16 protein-coding genes are annotated in these 15,731 nt (G+C 37.8%); 6 read left to right on the top strand and 10 right to left on the bottom strand.

What is annotated here, in order from left to right; translation table 11 throughout:
- Positions 1–8 precede the first annotated feature (8 nt).
- Together AACY93_RS03275 and AACY93_RS03280 are read right to left on the bottom strand one after the other, a co-directional pair.
- Positions 9–602: a hypothetical protein gene (locus tag AACY93_RS03275; RefSeq protein ID WP_286854399.1), complete on the bottom strand. Its 594-nt coding sequence runs from the start codon at positions 600–602 to the stop codon at positions 9–11.
- Positions 586–1,137, bottom strand: coding sequence for an RNA polymerase sigma factor (locus tag AACY93_RS03280; protein ID WP_286854400.1), 552 nt, complete (start codon positions 1,135–1,137; stop codon positions 586–588). Before AACY93_RS03280 ends, AACY93_RS03275 begins: the two co-directional genes overlap by 17 nt.
- Positions 1,138–1,313: 176 nt before the next feature.
- On the opposite strand from AACY93_RS03280, the gene AACY93_RS03285 reads away from it, so the two are divergent.
- The gene (locus AACY93_RS03285; RefSeq protein WP_007648583.1) at positions 1,314–1,868 is read left to right on the top strand and encodes a DUF2911 domain-containing protein; all 555 of its coding nucleotides are present in this window, start codon (positions 1,314–1,316) and stop codon (positions 1,866–1,868) included.
- A gap of 452 nt (positions 1,869–2,320) precedes the next feature.
- Positions 2,321–3,397 carry a methylmalonyl Co-A mutase-associated GTPase MeaB gene (meaB, locus tag AACY93_RS03290; protein WP_286854401.1) on the top strand — a complete coding sequence of 359 codons (1,077 nt, stop codon included), beginning with the start codon at positions 2,321–2,323 and terminating at the stop codon, positions 3,395–3,397.
- A 135-nt stretch (positions 3,398–3,532) separates the two neighbouring features.
- Here the strand turns inward: meaB and AACY93_RS03295 are convergent, their stop codons facing one another.
- The gene (locus tag AACY93_RS03295) at positions 3,533–4,477 is read right to left on the bottom strand and encodes an NAD-dependent epimerase/dehydratase family protein (protein ID WP_286854402.1); all 945 of its coding nucleotides are present in this window, start codon (positions 4,475–4,477) and stop codon (positions 3,533–3,535) included.
- A 157-nt stretch (positions 4,478–4,634) separates the two neighbouring features.
- On the opposite strand from AACY93_RS03295, the gene AACY93_RS03300 reads away from it, so the two are divergent.
- From AACY93_RS03300 to AACY93_RS03310, 3 genes are read left to right on the top strand one after another with little or no spacing between them, the layout of a single operon-like run.
- Positions 4,635–5,348 carry a glycosyltransferase family 2 protein gene (locus tag AACY93_RS03300; protein WP_287005542.1) on the top strand — a complete coding sequence of 238 codons (714 nt, stop codon included), beginning with the start codon at positions 4,635–4,637 and terminating at the stop codon, positions 5,346–5,348.
- Positions 5,348–5,968, top strand: a complete 621-nt coding sequence (locus AACY93_RS03305; RefSeq protein ID WP_287005544.1) for a lipid-A-disaccharide synthase N-terminal domain-containing protein — start codon at positions 5,348–5,350, stop codon at positions 5,966–5,968. The genes AACY93_RS03300 and AACY93_RS03305 overlap by 1 nt, the downstream gene beginning before the upstream one ends.
- Positions 5,965–7,602: a glycosyltransferase gene (locus tag AACY93_RS03310; protein WP_287005546.1), complete on the top strand. Its 1,638-nt coding sequence runs from the start codon at positions 5,965–5,967 to the stop codon at positions 7,600–7,602. Before AACY93_RS03305 ends, AACY93_RS03310 begins: the two co-directional genes overlap by 4 nt.
- Position 7,603: 1 nt before the next feature.
- Here AACY93_RS03310 and AACY93_RS03315 read toward each other — a convergent pair whose 3' ends face one another.
- The 3 genes from AACY93_RS03315 to AACY93_RS03325 form a co-directional block, all read right to left on the bottom strand.
- Positions 7,604–8,176, bottom strand: coding sequence for a phosphatase PAP2 family protein (locus AACY93_RS03315; RefSeq protein WP_287005547.1), 573 nt, complete (start codon positions 8,174–8,176; stop codon positions 7,604–7,606).
- Between the two features lie 78 nt (positions 8,177–8,254).
- Positions 8,255–8,482 (bottom strand): hypothetical protein, encoded by a 228-nt coding sequence (locus AACY93_RS03320; RefSeq protein ID WP_007648565.1) that lies wholly within the window; start codon positions 8,480–8,482, stop codon positions 8,255–8,257.
- Between the two features lie 22 nt (positions 8,483–8,504).
- Positions 8,505–9,881 (bottom strand): MATE family efflux transporter, encoded by a 1,377-nt coding sequence (locus AACY93_RS03325; RefSeq protein WP_287005549.1) that lies wholly within the window; start codon positions 9,879–9,881, stop codon positions 8,505–8,507.
- 120 nt (positions 9,882–10,001) lie between these two features.
- On the opposite strand from AACY93_RS03325, the gene AACY93_RS03330 reads away from it, so the two are divergent.
- Positions 10,002–10,937: a hypothetical protein gene (locus AACY93_RS03330; protein WP_287005551.1), complete on the top strand. Its 936-nt coding sequence runs from the start codon at positions 10,002–10,004 to the stop codon at positions 10,935–10,937.
- Between the two features lie 14 nt (positions 10,938–10,951).
- On the opposite strand, the gene AACY93_RS03335 is transcribed toward AACY93_RS03330, so the two are convergent.
- From AACY93_RS03335 to mnmA, 4 genes are all read right to left on the bottom strand, one after another.
- Positions 10,952–11,719, bottom strand: coding sequence for a hypothetical protein (locus AACY93_RS03335; RefSeq protein WP_287005553.1), 768 nt, complete (start codon positions 11,717–11,719; stop codon positions 10,952–10,954).
- 10 nt (positions 11,720–11,729) lie between these two features.
- Positions 11,730–12,671: a nitronate monooxygenase gene (locus AACY93_RS03340; RefSeq protein ID WP_286854409.1), complete on the bottom strand. Its 942-nt coding sequence runs from the start codon at positions 12,669–12,671 to the stop codon at positions 11,730–11,732.
- Between the two features lie 72 nt (positions 12,672–12,743).
- Positions 12,744–14,345 (bottom strand): S8 family serine peptidase, encoded by a 1,602-nt coding sequence (locus AACY93_RS03345; protein ID WP_286854410.1) that lies wholly within the window; start codon positions 14,343–14,345, stop codon positions 12,744–12,746.
- A gap of 24 nt (positions 14,346–14,369) precedes the next feature.
- A complete protein-coding gene (gene mnmA, locus AACY93_RS03350; protein WP_286854411.1) occupies positions 14,370–15,563 on the bottom strand; it encodes a tRNA 2-thiouridine(34) synthase MnmA in 1,194 nt (397 codons plus the stop codon).
- Positions 15,564–15,731 lie beyond the last annotated feature (168 nt).

The raw sequence follows: 15,731 nt of genomic DNA on the forward strand, positions 1-15,731 counted from the left end.
AGATTGTTTTATACGTTTGTTCGTTTTCTGATTGAATCGGTTGTTTTTAAAGTTTCCAGTTGCTCTTTTAAACGGTACATGAGGTTTAAACGAAACTTTAAATTGGTAATCAAGGCATTGACGGTTAGCTCGTTGGGTCCGGAATGGGTAAGCTCTAAAGAGATGCGTTTATACTCTTGGTTTAAGGTCTCCAACTGGGTGAGGTAACCATCTATAAGGTCTTTGTTTTCTGGGGTTAGGGTTACTTTGGACAATTCAAAATTGATATTCGCCAAGTAATAATCTTCCACCTTTTTTAGATCTGGTGAAATATCCCCCAAAGTCCTAGTTGGTATTTCCCCTTTGTTGGAATCTGTATCCGTAGGCGTATCCACCACTTGGATGTTTTCTGGTTCTTGAAAGTACTTAAAGGCACCAAAACGCACCCCTAAAACCACAACAATACTAGCGGCTATATACCACCAAGACCATGTTGTTTTAGGAGTCTTGGAAAACTCAGCATCCAATTTCTTGAGAAAACGCGCTTCATGACCTGCTGGCAGGTTTGCCTGTGTTTCATTTTTTTGCTCCTTTTGGAATAACTCCCTAATATCTTGTGCCATTTTTTACCTGATTTAACCGTTCTTGTAATTGTAATTTCCCTCTATATAGCTGTGTTCTTGAGGCGACTTCCGAGATTTTTAAGATTTCTGAAATTTCTTGATGGTCGTAGCCTTCCATAATGTAAAGCATGACCACATATCTGTATTTTTCAGGCAGCTTAAGGATGGCCTCTTTAATGTCGTCCAAAGTAACAGCATCGTCCACCAACCATTTGTCGTTCTCATCTGTATCCACAACTTTTAGGTGCACCTCTTCCAAAGCGACCATTTGTTGGTTTTTGGATTTTAAAGCATCGATACAGGTGTTGATGACAATACGTTTTAACCAAGCACCAAAAGTGACCTCAGCTTGATACTGATGAAGTTTGGAAAACGCTTTAATAAAAGCTTCCTGAACCATATCTTCGGCTTCAGCATCCTGTTTCAAAAATCGCTTTGCCACAATATACATGCCCTGGCAGTACTGGTTGTATAACTGCATTTGTGCCTTGCGATCGTTTTGTTTGCATTTTTCAATAATGCTGCTTTGAAACATGCCTTACTTTTGGTTTTTAATTGGTTTGTTCCCTTTAAAGACGACAGAAAAAATGGGTTGTTGCAAAAAAGTGATATTTTTTTGAAGTTATTAAAATATTTGGAAAGAAATTTGCGTTTCATTTTTACTTAATATATCTTTTAAAGTATCTTTATCTCTCAAAAAAATAGCTAGTTATGAATAGATTTTTAAAATGGATCATTGGACTTTTAGTGCTTGTTGCTATTGGTGTTTTTGTGTACTCTGTTTTAAATGATGGCCTGTTGAAAAAACCATTGAGTCCGAAAAAAATTGTCAGTTTTAAGGTAGATGATATTGAATTGAAGGTTTTTTACAATAGACCTTCCAAAAGGAATCGTGAGATTTTTGGAGCGCTGGTACCTTACAATCAGGTTTGGCGTACAGGAGCCAACGAAGCTACAACCTTTGAAACCAACAAACCTTTAAAAGTGGGTAGCGACTCCCTTCCTGCTGGAAAATATACTTTATGGACCATCCCCAACGACTCCACGTGGCATGTGATGTTCAATAGAAAAGAATACCCATGGGGCGTAGACATGGAAATGAAACCCATGAGAGAGCCTGAGTTTGATGTGGTGGATGTGGAAGTTCCTGTCCAAAAAATTGATACTACCGTGGAACAGTTTACCATTGGCTTTGATAATTCCACTGATAATTTATCTTTAACCATGGCTTGGGATAACACAAAAGTTGTTGTGCCATTGAAATAAATAACCTTTGTGTTGTATAAAGTTTAAAGTTTAAGGTTCTTTGTTCTTTATTCTTTGTTCTTAGATCTAGGTTTAATATTCAAGATTTAAAGTTCAATACCCTACCCTCTATCATCTATCCTCTATACTCTATACTCTACCCTCTATAATCTATACTCTATACTCTATTCTCTATTCTCTATTCTCTATTCTCTATTCTCTATACTCTATACTCTACCCTCTATACTCAATAAGCTATAAACTCCAATCCCCAACCTGACATTACCGAAGGGTACGTTCGTGTGGGTTTCCAATCAACAAACCCTAAGATTCAAGGCGTTGGATTAAGGGTTTAAGCTTGTTTTTACAAGCCATTAAAAATTTAGTTTTACTTCCGAAAATATAATGATATCTTTATCTTTTAAAAGCAATTCAAATATTGAATCTCAACTTTTGAACAAATAATAGCTCAGGTGGCAAAAGAAAAAAAATCGGCATTGGAAGAAAAAAAAGGCATTCAAGAACCTGAAAGCATTAACAGGTCTTCCATTGCTAGGATAAAATCCAAACGTCACAAACAACCCAGTACCGAAGATCTAATTTCCGGAATATTACAGGGCGATATCACAGCCTTAAGTCGGGCCATTACCCTTATTGAAAGCAAGAACCCAGCACATTTTGAAAAAGCGAATGCCCTTATAAAAGGGTGTTTGCCACATGCCAATAAATCTGTGCGCATAGGTATTACAGGAGTTCCTGGGGTAGGCAAAAGCACCTTTATAGAAAGTTTTGGCTTACTGGCTACAAGTCTGGGAAAACAAGTAGCTGTTTTAGCCGTAGACCCAAGCAGCTCGGTAAGCAGAGGCAGTATTTTAGGTGATAAAACCCGAATGGAAGCTTTGGTAAAAGAGCCTAAGGCTTTTATTAGGCCTTCAGCTTCTGGGGAATCGCTTGGGGGTGTTGCCAGAAAAACCCGGGAAACCATTATTTTATGTGAAGCTGCTGGTTTTGACACCATTATAATTGAAACTGTTGGGGTGGGACAAAGTGAGACTGCCGTGCACAGCATGGTAGATTTTTTCCTGTTATTGAAATTAGCAGGAGCCGGAGACGAACTTCAAGGTATAAAACGGGGTATTATGGAAATGGCAGACCTTATAGCCATCAATAAAGCTGATGGGGACAACCTAAAACAAGCCAAAGTGGCCAAGGTGGAATTTAACAGGGCCTTGCACCTGTATCCTAAAAAATCTTCCGGATGGCAACCCAAGGTCATGTTGTGCAGTGCCTTAAAAAATGAAGGCATTCAAGATATCTGGGAACAGATTCAGGATTATGTTTCGCTGACCTCCAAAACAGCCTATTTTAATAAAAAGCGAAGTGAACAAAATAAATTTTGGCTCATTCAAACCATTGAGGAGCATTTGAAATCGAATTTTTTCAATGACAAAGAAATTAAGGTCGCCCTGGAAAAACAACTGCAATTGATTGAAGAAAACAAAACAACTCCTTTTGCTGCTGCAGATTACCTTTTAAGGTTCAAGGTTTAAAATTAAAGACTCAAAAAACACCCTTTGTAAGGGAGCGAAACCCTAGAAATCCATGCAATAACCGTTAGAAATTAAAACTGAGGTTATAAGGTTGTATTCGATACCAAAAACCTTAATGACAAAACTATTGAAATTTTATTTTAAAAAATGGGCCTTGTACCATTCCACCTGCTTTTTAACCCCATCCAACAAGGTGGTTTGTGGGTTGTAAGCAAGCAGTTTTTTGGCTTTATCTATATTGGCTTTGGTACGTAACTGATCGCCAGCCCTCGCTTCCACATGAGCTATTTTAATAGATTTCCCAATTACGGATTCCACAGCTTCAATCCCTTCTTGTGTGGTATGTTCCACCTCTGTGCCCAAGTTGATAATTTCCCCATCAACTGCATGTTCCTTATCGATAATACTTACTATACCATCTACAATATCCCCAACATAGGTAAAACTTCTCAAATGTGTGGCGGAGCCTTTATATAAGGGGAATGCTTGGTCATTAAAAGCACAGGCTATAAGTTTGGTGTACATTTTCTCCGGTCGTTCCCGAGGGCCAATTACCGAATAGAGTCTTAAAGAACAGGCTTTCATTTTCTTTTCCCTTGATTTTTGAAGTACCAACTGCTCTGCTGCCAATTTGGTAACTCCATAATGTGAGGCTGGTTTAGGTGCCATACTTTCAGGAAAGGTGGCTTCCAAACCATATATGGAAGAGGTTCCTATGTTTGCAAACATTTTTAAATTTGGTAGCTGCAAGGCATAATCTATAAGATTTTTGGTAGCCAAGATGTTGTTTGTAAAATAGTCTTCAAAAGTGGATGTTTTGGAAATTCCCGGTTGGGCAGCAAAATGAAAAATATAGGCAACATCCTGAGGCAGTCTTTGCACCAGATCGGCATCCCTTAAATCTTTTTTTATAACAGTTATGCCTTTTTCCAGGAGTGCTTTTTCATTCAATTTCTTTAAGCTTTCACTATAATAAGGCGAAAAATTATCGATTCCCACAACTTGATGTCCCAAACTTTGCAAGCGCTCTGCTGTGTGTGAACCAATAAACCCTACGGCTCCTGTTACTAAAATCTTCATAGATGGTTTGTTAGTTTTATGCTGCTTTAAAAACATAAACCTAGTTATTTAAAATGGTTATTTCAAATGTTTTAAAGCTATTACAAAGAAACATTTTTTTTTTGTAAGATTGGAATTCTTTAAAAAAGAATACATTTGCAGTACCAAGAAACCATTTATGAGTTACGATTTTACCATTATAGTTCCCGTTTATAATGAAGAAGATAATTTAATTCGTGTTGAACAAGCGCTGTTGGATTACACCAAAATTGCAACCAGGAAAACCAAAATCCTTTTTGTTAACGATGGCTCCAAGGATACAAGCCAAGACCTTATTGAAAGCATTTGCAACAGACAAACAGATTTCAATTATATCTGTTTTAAGGAGAACAGGGGTTTAAGTGCTGCCATCAAAGCTGGTTTTGATTATGTTGACACGCCTTTGGTAGGCTATATAGATTCCGATTTACAAACAGCCCCAGAAGATTTTAATTTACTTTTAGAGCACATAGACACTTACGACTTGGTAACTGGAGTGAGGGCCAACAGAAAAGACAGTTTTGTTAAAAACATGTCGTCTACCATTGCCAATGGAATCCGACGTGCCTTCACCAACGATGGCATGGACGATACGGGATGCCCTTTAAAAGTTATTAAAACAGACTATGCCAAACGCATCCCCATGTTTAAGGGGTTGCACCGATTTTTACCAGCCATGATTTTGTTACAGGAAGGAAAAATCATTCAGGTTCCCGTACAGCACTTTCCAAGAATAGCAGGTACTGCCAAGTTTGGCTTATGGAACCGATTGCTTGGCCCTTTAATGGATTGTTTTGCTTATTTGTGGATGAAGAAAAAGTATATTAACTATACTGTAGCTAAAAAAGGATAATGAGCAACTGGATTATATATAGTATTGGGTTTTTGGCTCAAATTTTATTCTCTTCCAGACTTATAGTACAATGGCTCACTTCAGAAAAACAAAAACAGGTAACCACGCCTACCCTGTTTTGGTCCTTAAGTTTAATGGCTTCCTTTTTACTGTTTGTTTATGGATATTTAAGAAACGACTTTGCCATCATGTTTGGACAGGCCTTAACCTATTTTATATACATTAGGAATTTACAATTACAGAATCAATGGCAACGTTTGCCTAAAATCCTTCAGATATTTTTGTTTTTTGTTCCAATTTTCATTGTTATTTTTTATTATAACAACAATGCCATAGATGTGGAATTATTATTTAAAAACGAAGCCATTCCGTTTTGGTTATTGGCCTTGGGCATTGTGTCTCAAGTTGTTTTTACCCTACGTTTTGTGTATCAGTGGATTTATTCCGAAAGACGCAAAGAATCTGCTTTGCCTTTGGGTTTCTGGATTTTAAGTCTGTTTGGTTCTACATTGATTTTAACCTACGCCATTTTTAGGAAAGATCCAGTCCTGTTTGTAGGTCATGTTTTAGGAACCGTTATTTATATTAGAAATCTTGTTTTATTACATAAATCGGCATGATAAAACTTATAAAAAGACATCCTGTTATTAGTATCTGTTTGTTTACAGCCTTTATGTTGTTACCCAATTTAAAGGTATTGGATGTTTCCATCATGGAAGCCAGGAACTTTATCACAGCCAGAGAAATGGTACAAGATGGCAACTGGTTGTTAACCACCATGAACGGCGAACCACGTTACGAAAAACCTCCCTTACCAACCTGGCTTACTGCTGTCTCTGGATTGCTATTTGGTATAAAAAGCACCTTTGCCCTTAGGCTTCCAGCCATTTTGTTTATCATGATTCTTGGAGTGTCCATATTTAAAATTTCAATGTTATTGGTTAAAGATACCACACAGAGCCTGCAACATGCTTTTATTGCCATAACTTCCTTTTATATTATTGCTATTACCATTGAAGCGCCTTGGGATATTTTTACACATGGCTTTATGTGTGTGGCCATCTACAAGTTATTGCTTTTGTTTGAAAAAAATAAATCCTATTGGAAACACAGCTTTCTGGCAGGTTGTTTTATAGGCTTTTCGTTTTTAAGCAAAGGTCCCGTTTCCATGTATGCCTTGATGTTGCCTTTTTTGTTGGCTTATGGTTTTGTATTTAAATACAAGAACGTAAAAGCCAAGGCCTTTTCCTTTTTAAGTGTGATTGTTTTGGCGTTAGTGGTTGGAGGTTGGTGGTATTTGTATGTAAGATATCAAGATCCCGACACCTTTCATGCCATTACAGACAAGGAAACTTCCAATTGGTCCAGTTATAACATCAGACCGTTTTATTATTATTGGAGTTTTTTCACTCAAAGTGGCCTTTGGACCATTCCTGCTTTTATAAGTTTGTTGTATCCTTATTTAAAGACAAGGGTAAACCATTTAAAGGGCTATCAATTTAGTTTGCTTTGGACCCTTTTGGCCGTTCTGCTCCTTTCCCTAATTCCAGAAAAGAAATCGAGATACCTGATGCCTGTTTTAATTCCGTTGGCAATCAATATTGGGTTTTATATAGACTATTTAATCAGACGTTTTAACACGCTCACCGATAAACGTGAAACCTTTCCGGTATATGTTCATTTTGGACTTATAGCTTGTATTGGACTGGCTTTTCCCATTCTTGGCTATGTGTTTTTAAAGGATGCGATAACCAGTCATTTGGTATCCTACATTTTGGCATCAATTGTTTTATTCGGATTGGGGCTAAGCATGTTAGCTTATTTGAGACAAAAAAATATACGTATGGTATTTAGACTTACAATTCTCTTTTTTGCAGGTGTTATACTAACGGTCTTGCCACTTTCCAAAGGGGTGACAAATGAGCAATACCAGTCTATTTCAAATCTTAAAACCGAACTGGAAGCTGAAGGATTGAAATTGTATGCCGAAAATTATGTGTCGCCAGAAATGCTTTGGTATTATGGAGACAAAATTCCTTTTATCTCCTTACACGATGAGGAATCCAAGATGCCAAACGAGAGCAGGTTTGGATTGCTTAGCAAAGACCCTTTAAAGGAAAAAACATTAAACCGATTGGAAACCGATTTTGAAATTAAAAAGCTAAGAACCTATAATTTAAACCGTTTCCCTTCAGATTCCAAACCCTATAACGACAGGCTTTTGAACGTGTTTTATATTTTTGAGAGAAAGTAAGTTAGTGAAGCTTGTATTTATGCTTTAAAAACTGACTTAGTTTATAGAACATAAATCCAGAACCTGCTCCAAACACAAAACCACTTAGCACATCCAGAGGGTAATGAACACCTATATAAATCCTGCTATATCCCATTAAAGCAGACCAAAAAAGCATGATAAAAATAAGGTATCGGTATTTATGCCTTAGCAGCAAACCTGCAAAAACAGCAACTGCCATGGAGTTGGAGGCATGACCAGAAAAATAGCCATATTTACCACCACAATGTGGTTTTACCAATCGCATGACACTTTGTAAAGCTTCTTCATGACAAGGTCTAGGACGCATGAGCCCATGCTTAAACAAATTGGTGATTTGGTCTGTAAAAGTGACCATAAGAGCTACAACCACCAAGGTTACCAAAAACATTTTGGGTGACTGCTGCCTAAATATTAAAAACAACAACACAGCATAAAAGGGTATCCAATAAAACTTGGTGGTATAAAACATCCAAAAAGCATCCCAAGTGGTACTTCCTAAGTTGTTAAGGTATAAAAAAAGGTCTGTGTCCAGTTGTAAAAGTTGTTCTAACATATAAAAAGTGCTAAAGTACTTAAAGTTATAAGTGTCTATAGTTATAAGTTTCTAGAGTACTTAAAGTTTTAATTATTATTAATCTTCATAGCGGGAAATTTCCCTGTCGTAAAAATCGGTTGCTTGTTGGATTAAACTTTCAGCCTCCATTTCAAGTTCTTTTTGATCGTGCTGATCGAAATCTTCCAACCATTCCACATCATCATTTTCAAGATTGATTATAAATCTAGGGAATTCTGTGTGTATCACAAAAATGGCTGTTGGATAATCGGTGTTATCACCTAGTAAAAATTTTGGAAAGTCCATATCTGTTGTTAGTAGTTAGTTGTTAGTTGTTAGACAAAATTAATTTTTTAGTTAGATAATTAAATCGAACATACAATAAAATAGCAGCTGTTGTTAATCCTGCCAATAGGCCCAACCAAATTCCAAAACTTCCATATGCATCCTCTTTTCCCAAGAAAAAACTAATAGGAAACCCTATGACCCAATAAGAAACAAAGGTCATAATAGTTGGTATTTTTACATCTTGCAAGCCTCTTAAGGCTCCAAGCATGACCACCTGAATGCTATCGCTAATTTGAAAAAAGGCTGCAGCAATCAATAATTTTGAAGCAATGCTTACCACTTCGGTATTGTCTGCCAGGTTTTCCAAATCGTTAAAATCCACATACATTTTAGGTAAATGCTTATGAAACGCAAAAAAGACAACAGCAAAAAAGACAGCAAATATGGTTCCCAATAAAAAAATGGAAAAGGCAATACGTCTCAGTTCTTGATAGTTTTTTAAACCTTTTTGGTTTCCAACGCGTATCATAGAAGTGACACTCAGTCCCATGGCCACCATAAAGGTCATGGACGACAGGTTTAAAGCTATTTGATTTGCTGCCTGTGGGTTTTTGCCCAACAAGCCACTTAACCAAATGGCTGCTGTAAAAATGGCCACTTCAAAAAACATTTGCATGGCACTTGGAGCACCCAAGTTCATCAGTTTTTTTAGCATCAATTTGTTTAATGAAAAAAACTTGATGTTGGTAACATAGGCTTTGGATTTTTCTTTTCCTTTAAGCAACCACCAAATATATGCCACCATGACCACTCGTGATGCCAATGTACCATAAGCAGCTCCAACTATGCCCAGTTCAGGAAAACCAAACTTTCCAAAAATCAACACATAGTTTAAAAACACGTTTACCACATTTGCCAAAATAGTTGCATACATGGGATATCTGGTCATGGACAAACCGTCGCTGAACTGTTTAAAGGCCTGAAACACTATTAATGGAATTAATGAAACGGCCACCAAATTTAAATACGGAATAGCAAGTTCAACCACTTCCAAGGGTTGTTTCATTAAATACATGAGGGGTTTTGCAAAAAACACCAATAGGAACAAGGAAACCCCTAAAACGGTACATAAAAACAGACCGTGTTTGAATGCCGATTTCCCTTTTGAAAAATGTTTGGCTGCATCTGCTTCGGCAACCAAAGGCGTAATGGCAGTAGAAAAACCTATCCCTAAAGACATGGCAATAAACATAAAACTATTACCAAGGGACACAGCAGCCAGTTCGGCAGTTCCCAATTGCCCAACCATCACATTGTCTATAAACTGCACAAAGGTATGCCCCAACATGCCCAACATGACAGGAGCCGACAGTTTCCAGTTGTATTTAAACTCTTTGGTGTAGTTGCTTAAAACCATTTGGCAAAAGTAATATTTAGCTTTTTGTAAAACTAACCATCAGTAGGTTTTTATAACAGATTAACATCCTGTTAAGAATTTGGTTTTATCGCTTTAAGTATCTTGCTTCAAATTTTATATATGAAATTTATTTACACCATAGGAATTTCGCTTATTTCACTGTTTAGCTTTTCGCAGGAAACCCCAGAATTATTTTTAGCAGAGCTCACCAAACAATTCCCTAACGTTAGGGATTTTACCCTATCGCCTAATGGCAAAGAAATATTGTTTACAGCACAAAGTGTCATGGGCAATTTATCTGCCATTGTTTCTGTTAAAAAAGAAAACAACATTTGGTCGCAACCTGAAATCGCTTCGTTTTCCGGGATGCATTTTGATTTGGAACCATATTTTGCTTCAAATGGATTGACACTCTATTTTGTGTCCAGCAGACCCTTAGACCAAAGTCAAATCCAGCAAAAAGATTTTGATATTTGGTTTGTGGAACGAGCCACTTTAGACGCTGCTTGGTCTGAACCAAAAAATATAGGAAGCCCCATAAATACGGAAGATGGAGAGTTTTACCCTTCCATTGCAAACAATGGGGACTTTTATTTTACACGAGACAATCCAGATTTAAAAACGAAGGATGATATTTATATTAGCGTTTATGAAAACAATAGGTACCAAAAACCCAAGAAACTACCTATGTCCATAAATACCGAAGGGTACGAATACAATGCCTTTATTGCTCCAGATGCCTCCTACATTATTTTTGGAAGTTATAACCGAAAAGACGGTTTTGGAAGTGGGGATCTATACATCAGTTTTCAAACAGAGGACGGATGGACACCTGCTGAAAATTTAGGAGCAAACATCAATTCCAACAAGATGGATTACTGTCCTTTTGTAGATACCAAAACGAATACCTTATACTTTACAAGCAAACGCGACCATACAAAGGTACAACAGGAAAAGACCTTAACCACTGAAGAATTTATAAGCGAATTGCATAAAGCCGATAATGGCTCCAGTAGGCTGTATCAGGTTTCTATTGATGCCTTATTGAAGCAATAGTTATACTGCAACATTTAATCACTTGTTTGATAACTCGATACAACAGACTTTAAGACCACATAGGCATCCACTTTTTCCCCATCCAATTCAGCTGGCAACCACTCGCCTTTTGTATTGTTTATCTTATCTTCCAATATAATCCTGAAATCTTGGTTTAACAAGGGTTCATTTGCTCTTAGGTCTCCAACAGTCCCATCTTTTTTAACTAATATGGAAATATCTGCATAAATAGCTCCAACAGCATTGGTGTTTTCTTTTTTGGAATTAATATAGGTATTTGTAATATCGATATTCAAATTTGAGATCCCTCCAAGGTATGCTGGTGGACAATCAAGGGTTTTCCAAACTGATTTTCCATCAACAAGCACTTCATATTTTGTATCGGTTCCACATGCACTGGAAAATATAAGGGTATCTGTGTCATGGTTATAGCTATGCAGCAATACCCCAAAATAATCGTAATACTTCCAAATCCCTACTTTTTTATTTGCTTTATAAGTCCCTTCGTTTTTTAAGTGATTTGTTCCTGCATACCATGCCTTCCAAACACCATTTTTTTCACCATACAGATAAGTGCCGACAACTAGTGGTTGTTTATAAATATAATCCATGATCTTATAAATACCATGTTTGGTTATTTTATCTGATTTTAAAACTTGGTATGTTGCCGTTCCAAAAGACACTTTTTCCGTAACCTTTTTAACTTTTTCAGGTTTTTGGGCTGTTGCCAATGATATACAGAACGTCAGGCACAACAATATTGGAAGGCGTTTTAATTTCATAAGTAGGGTTTTAAAGTGTAGCAACAAACTGTTTCGCTTCCTCAAATTCCTGCATCATGTCTGCCACAATTTGAGCAGCTGGTTTAATGTCATGTATCAAACCAGCAATTTGGCCTATTTCCAATTCGCCATCATCCAAATCGCCTTCAAACATGCCCAGTTTTGCTCTTGCACGACCTAATAAGTCTTTTAATTGTTCAGGTGTTGGAGCTGTTTTATACAATTCCTGAATCTCGTTGTAAAATTTATTTTTCACCAAACGTACAGGTGCCAATTCTTTTAGGGTTAATTGGGTATCGCCTTCTTTAACATCCACAACCACTTGTTTAAAGGCTTGGTGTGCCGAGCTTTCTTCGCTGGCCACAAAACGGCTGCCCACTTGCACGCCATCGGCTCCTAAAACCATGGCTGCCAACATGGCTTTTCCTGTAGCAATTCCTCCAGCTGCAATTAATGGAATTTGCAAGTGCTCCTTTACCATAGGAATTAATGTTAAGGTAGTGGTTTCGTCCCTTCCATTGTGTCCTCCAGCTTCAAATCCTTCGGCAACCACAGCATCCACACCTGCTTCTTGAGCTTTTAATGCAAATTTCACACTACTTACCACATGTACCACAGTGATGCCTTTGTCCTGTAACCAACTGGTCCAGGTTTTAGGGTTTCCTGCCGAGGTAAATACAATCTTAACATTTTCTTCCACAATAATATCCATGATCTCCTGGATGTTTGGATACAGCATAGGCACATTGACCCCAAATGGTTTGTTAGTGGCTTTTTGGCATTTTTGAATGTGTTCCCTTAAAACGTCAGGGTACATGGATCCTGCCCCTATTAATCCTAATGCTCCTGCATTGCTTGCAGCCGAAGCCAAGCGCCAACCGGAATTCCAGATCATGCCGGCTTGAACGATTGGATATGTGGTATTGAAAAGTTGTGTGATTCTGTTTGTCATAAATATATTGTTAAAAGAGCTTTCGACTTTGATCAAGATAATTCTTGAAACTGATTCTATATTGAGATTGTATTATTTTTTGATGATTTTTTTGGTTATTGTCTCTTTTTGAGTATTGATTTTTAATAAATAAACCCCATTAGCTAGGGAGGACATGTTGATTGTTGTAGACTGGAACACCTTTGCTTCCATGACTGCTTTTCCTAAGATGGTATATACAATAACCTGAACATTTGTTTCTGTAGAAGGCATCTTGAGATGCAGTTCATGCCATACAGGGTTTGGATATATTTGAATGTTATGTTGGAGGTTTTCAGCCTCCGGAAGGCTTAAGCCTTGATTTAAGGCTGTGGCCAAATTGGGGATTCCATATCCCAAAGTATAGTCTGGTGTTAGGTATTGTGAGGCCGATTCCCGAACCAACTGCATGATTTCGGCATTGGTTAAATCTGGTAAGGCTTCCCATAAACAGGCTAAAGCACCAGCCATAATAGGTGCACTGAAAGAGGTGCCATTGGCGGTTCCTATGTTGTTGTTTGACCAAATTACAGCACTGGCTTGGCCTTGAGTCACCACATCTGGTTTTTGGGTAGGTTGAAAGATGCTGCCTTGAGAGCTAAAACCGGCATAATCTCCATTGGCATCCACAGCCCCTATGGTAAAAACTCCAGCTGCATCGGCAGGAGCATTCAATCCATTTGTACCAGCATTTCCTGCAGAATTAACAACCAAGATGCCTTTTTCAAAAGCGATATTGGCCCCTTTGCTAATGTAGGTGGTCAATCCGTCCAAATCTGCATCGGTATGATTGTAATTGGCATTGTCATAAGTTTTATATCCCAAAGAAGAATTGATGATGTCCACTCCCAAACTATCTGCACGTTCGGCTGCTTCTACCCAAAGACTTTCCTCTACGGGATTTTCGTCTGGTGCATTTTCTGTTCTAAACAAATAATACGAAGCATCTGGTGCCGTACCAACATAAGACCCTTCCACATAGCCAGCCATGGTGCTTAAAACCAAGGTTCCGTGGGAACTGGAGGTATTGGCGTAAACATCTGGATTTCTATCAAAAAAATCATAAGCTCCCAAAATACCATTGTTATCCCTTAAGCGCTGGAAAGCTCCCATGGTATTCACATTGGGAAAACCAGCATCAATTACAGCAATGACCATTCCGTTTCCTGTGTGGTTGCTTTGATGCAAAACATCCCCTTGAATCATTGTTATTTGATTGGCAGCTTGACCATAATCAAAACTGGTTCGTGCTGTTTCAAACTCAAATTTATTTTTTGGAATTTCCACTCTTGCATTTAAGCTTTTATTAGCGAAAATAATGTGATCCACATAAGGTAACGCTGCCAAATTATTGATATCTGTTTCCGTACCACGAACATGAACAGCGTTGAACCATTTGGATTTAGCCAAAACCGTAATACCCGATTGCTGTTTTAATTGCGAAATATAGTTTTCGTTTACTGGAACATCCCGAGAGTCTATAGAAACTCCATGAGCCATTTTTCTATCTATGGCTTCTTGGGTTAAAATAGAAATAGGATTTGCCAAAGCTTGAGCCACATTCTCTTTATCTGTTAAATACACCCAAGCATCTTCTTGGGAAAAAACATGAAATGGCATGCAGAGCAGTATTAAAAAAAGTAGTCTTGAGGTCATGAGTATCTTATTTACTCATGCAATTTAAGAAATTACTCCAGAACCAACTAATTCATCGTTAAGATACCATGCCACAAATTGTCCTTCGGTTATGGCAGATTGTGGTTCTTGAAACTCTACATACATACCTGAATCTACTTGATGTAAGGTCGCTTTTTGCAAAGGTTGCCTGTATCGAATCCTCGCCATAACATCCATGGTCTCATCTATTTGTAGCTTCAAGTCTTCACGAACCCAATGCAACTCGTCGTTTGATACAAAAAGTACCTTTTTAAACAATCCTGGATGTTGCTTGCCCTGACCTGTATAAATTATGTTGTCTTCCACATTGGTGTCAATAACAAAAAGCGGTTCCACAGTCCCTCCAACAGCTAAGCCCTTGCGTTGCCCTTTGGTAAAATAATGTGCGCCTTGGTGTTTGCCAACCACTTTACCATCTTGTTTTTTGTAGGATATCTTTTTGGACAGATATTGCAATTCTTCGGTCTTGGATTGAAACTTGGGCAATTCCTGATTGTAAGCTTGAAAATCGTCTGAAACCTCAACAATAATACCTTCTTTAGGTTTTAATTGTTGCTGAAGAAATTCTGGCAACCGGACTTTACCAATAAAACAAAGTCCTTGAGAATCTTTCTTTTCGGCAGTAATCAAACCTTGTTGTGCTGCAATCTCCCTAACCTCTGGTTTTTGCAATTCGCCAATAGGAAACAAGGCTTTGGCCAATTGCTCTTGGGATAGCTGGCATAAAAAATACGATTGGTCCTTATTGGCATCTGCTCCAGCCAAGAGTTGGTGTATTTGTTTACCATCTTTTTCAATGGTGTGTTTTCTACAATAGTGTCCCGTTGCCACATAATCTGCTCCAAGATCCAGGGCTATTTTCATAAACACATCGAATTTAATCTCACGATTGCACAGCACATCTGGATTTGGGGTTCGGCCTTTTTCATATTCATGGAACATATAGTCCACAATACGCTCTTTGTATTGCTCGCTTAAATCGACCGTTTGAAAAGGGATTCCCAATTTATCTGCCACCAACATGGCATCGTTACTATCGTCCAACCAAGGACATTCGTTGGAGATAGTTACAGAATCGTCATGCCAGTTTTTCATAAACAGGCCTATAACCTCATATCCTTGCTCTTTAAGCAGGTATGCTGCCACACTGGAATCGACACCTCCAGAAAGTCCAACTATTACACGTTTTTTCTTCATAATTTCAGTTTGCAAAGATAGGTATTTTAGATAAATCTATCTCATTTTAACGGTTTATTAATTAAAGTACAGCTGCTTAATACTATCGCTTTCAATAGGTTACCCAAAAGCCCTGATTTTTAGTTCCTAAAAGTTTTCAAAATGACAATAATTTTTCCTATTTTTACG

It is taken from the genome of uncultured Xanthomarina sp. (assembly GCF_963971605.1).
Lineage (GTDB): Bacteria > Bacteroidota > Bacteroidia > Flavobacteriales > Flavobacteriaceae > Xanthomarina > Xanthomarina gelatinilytica.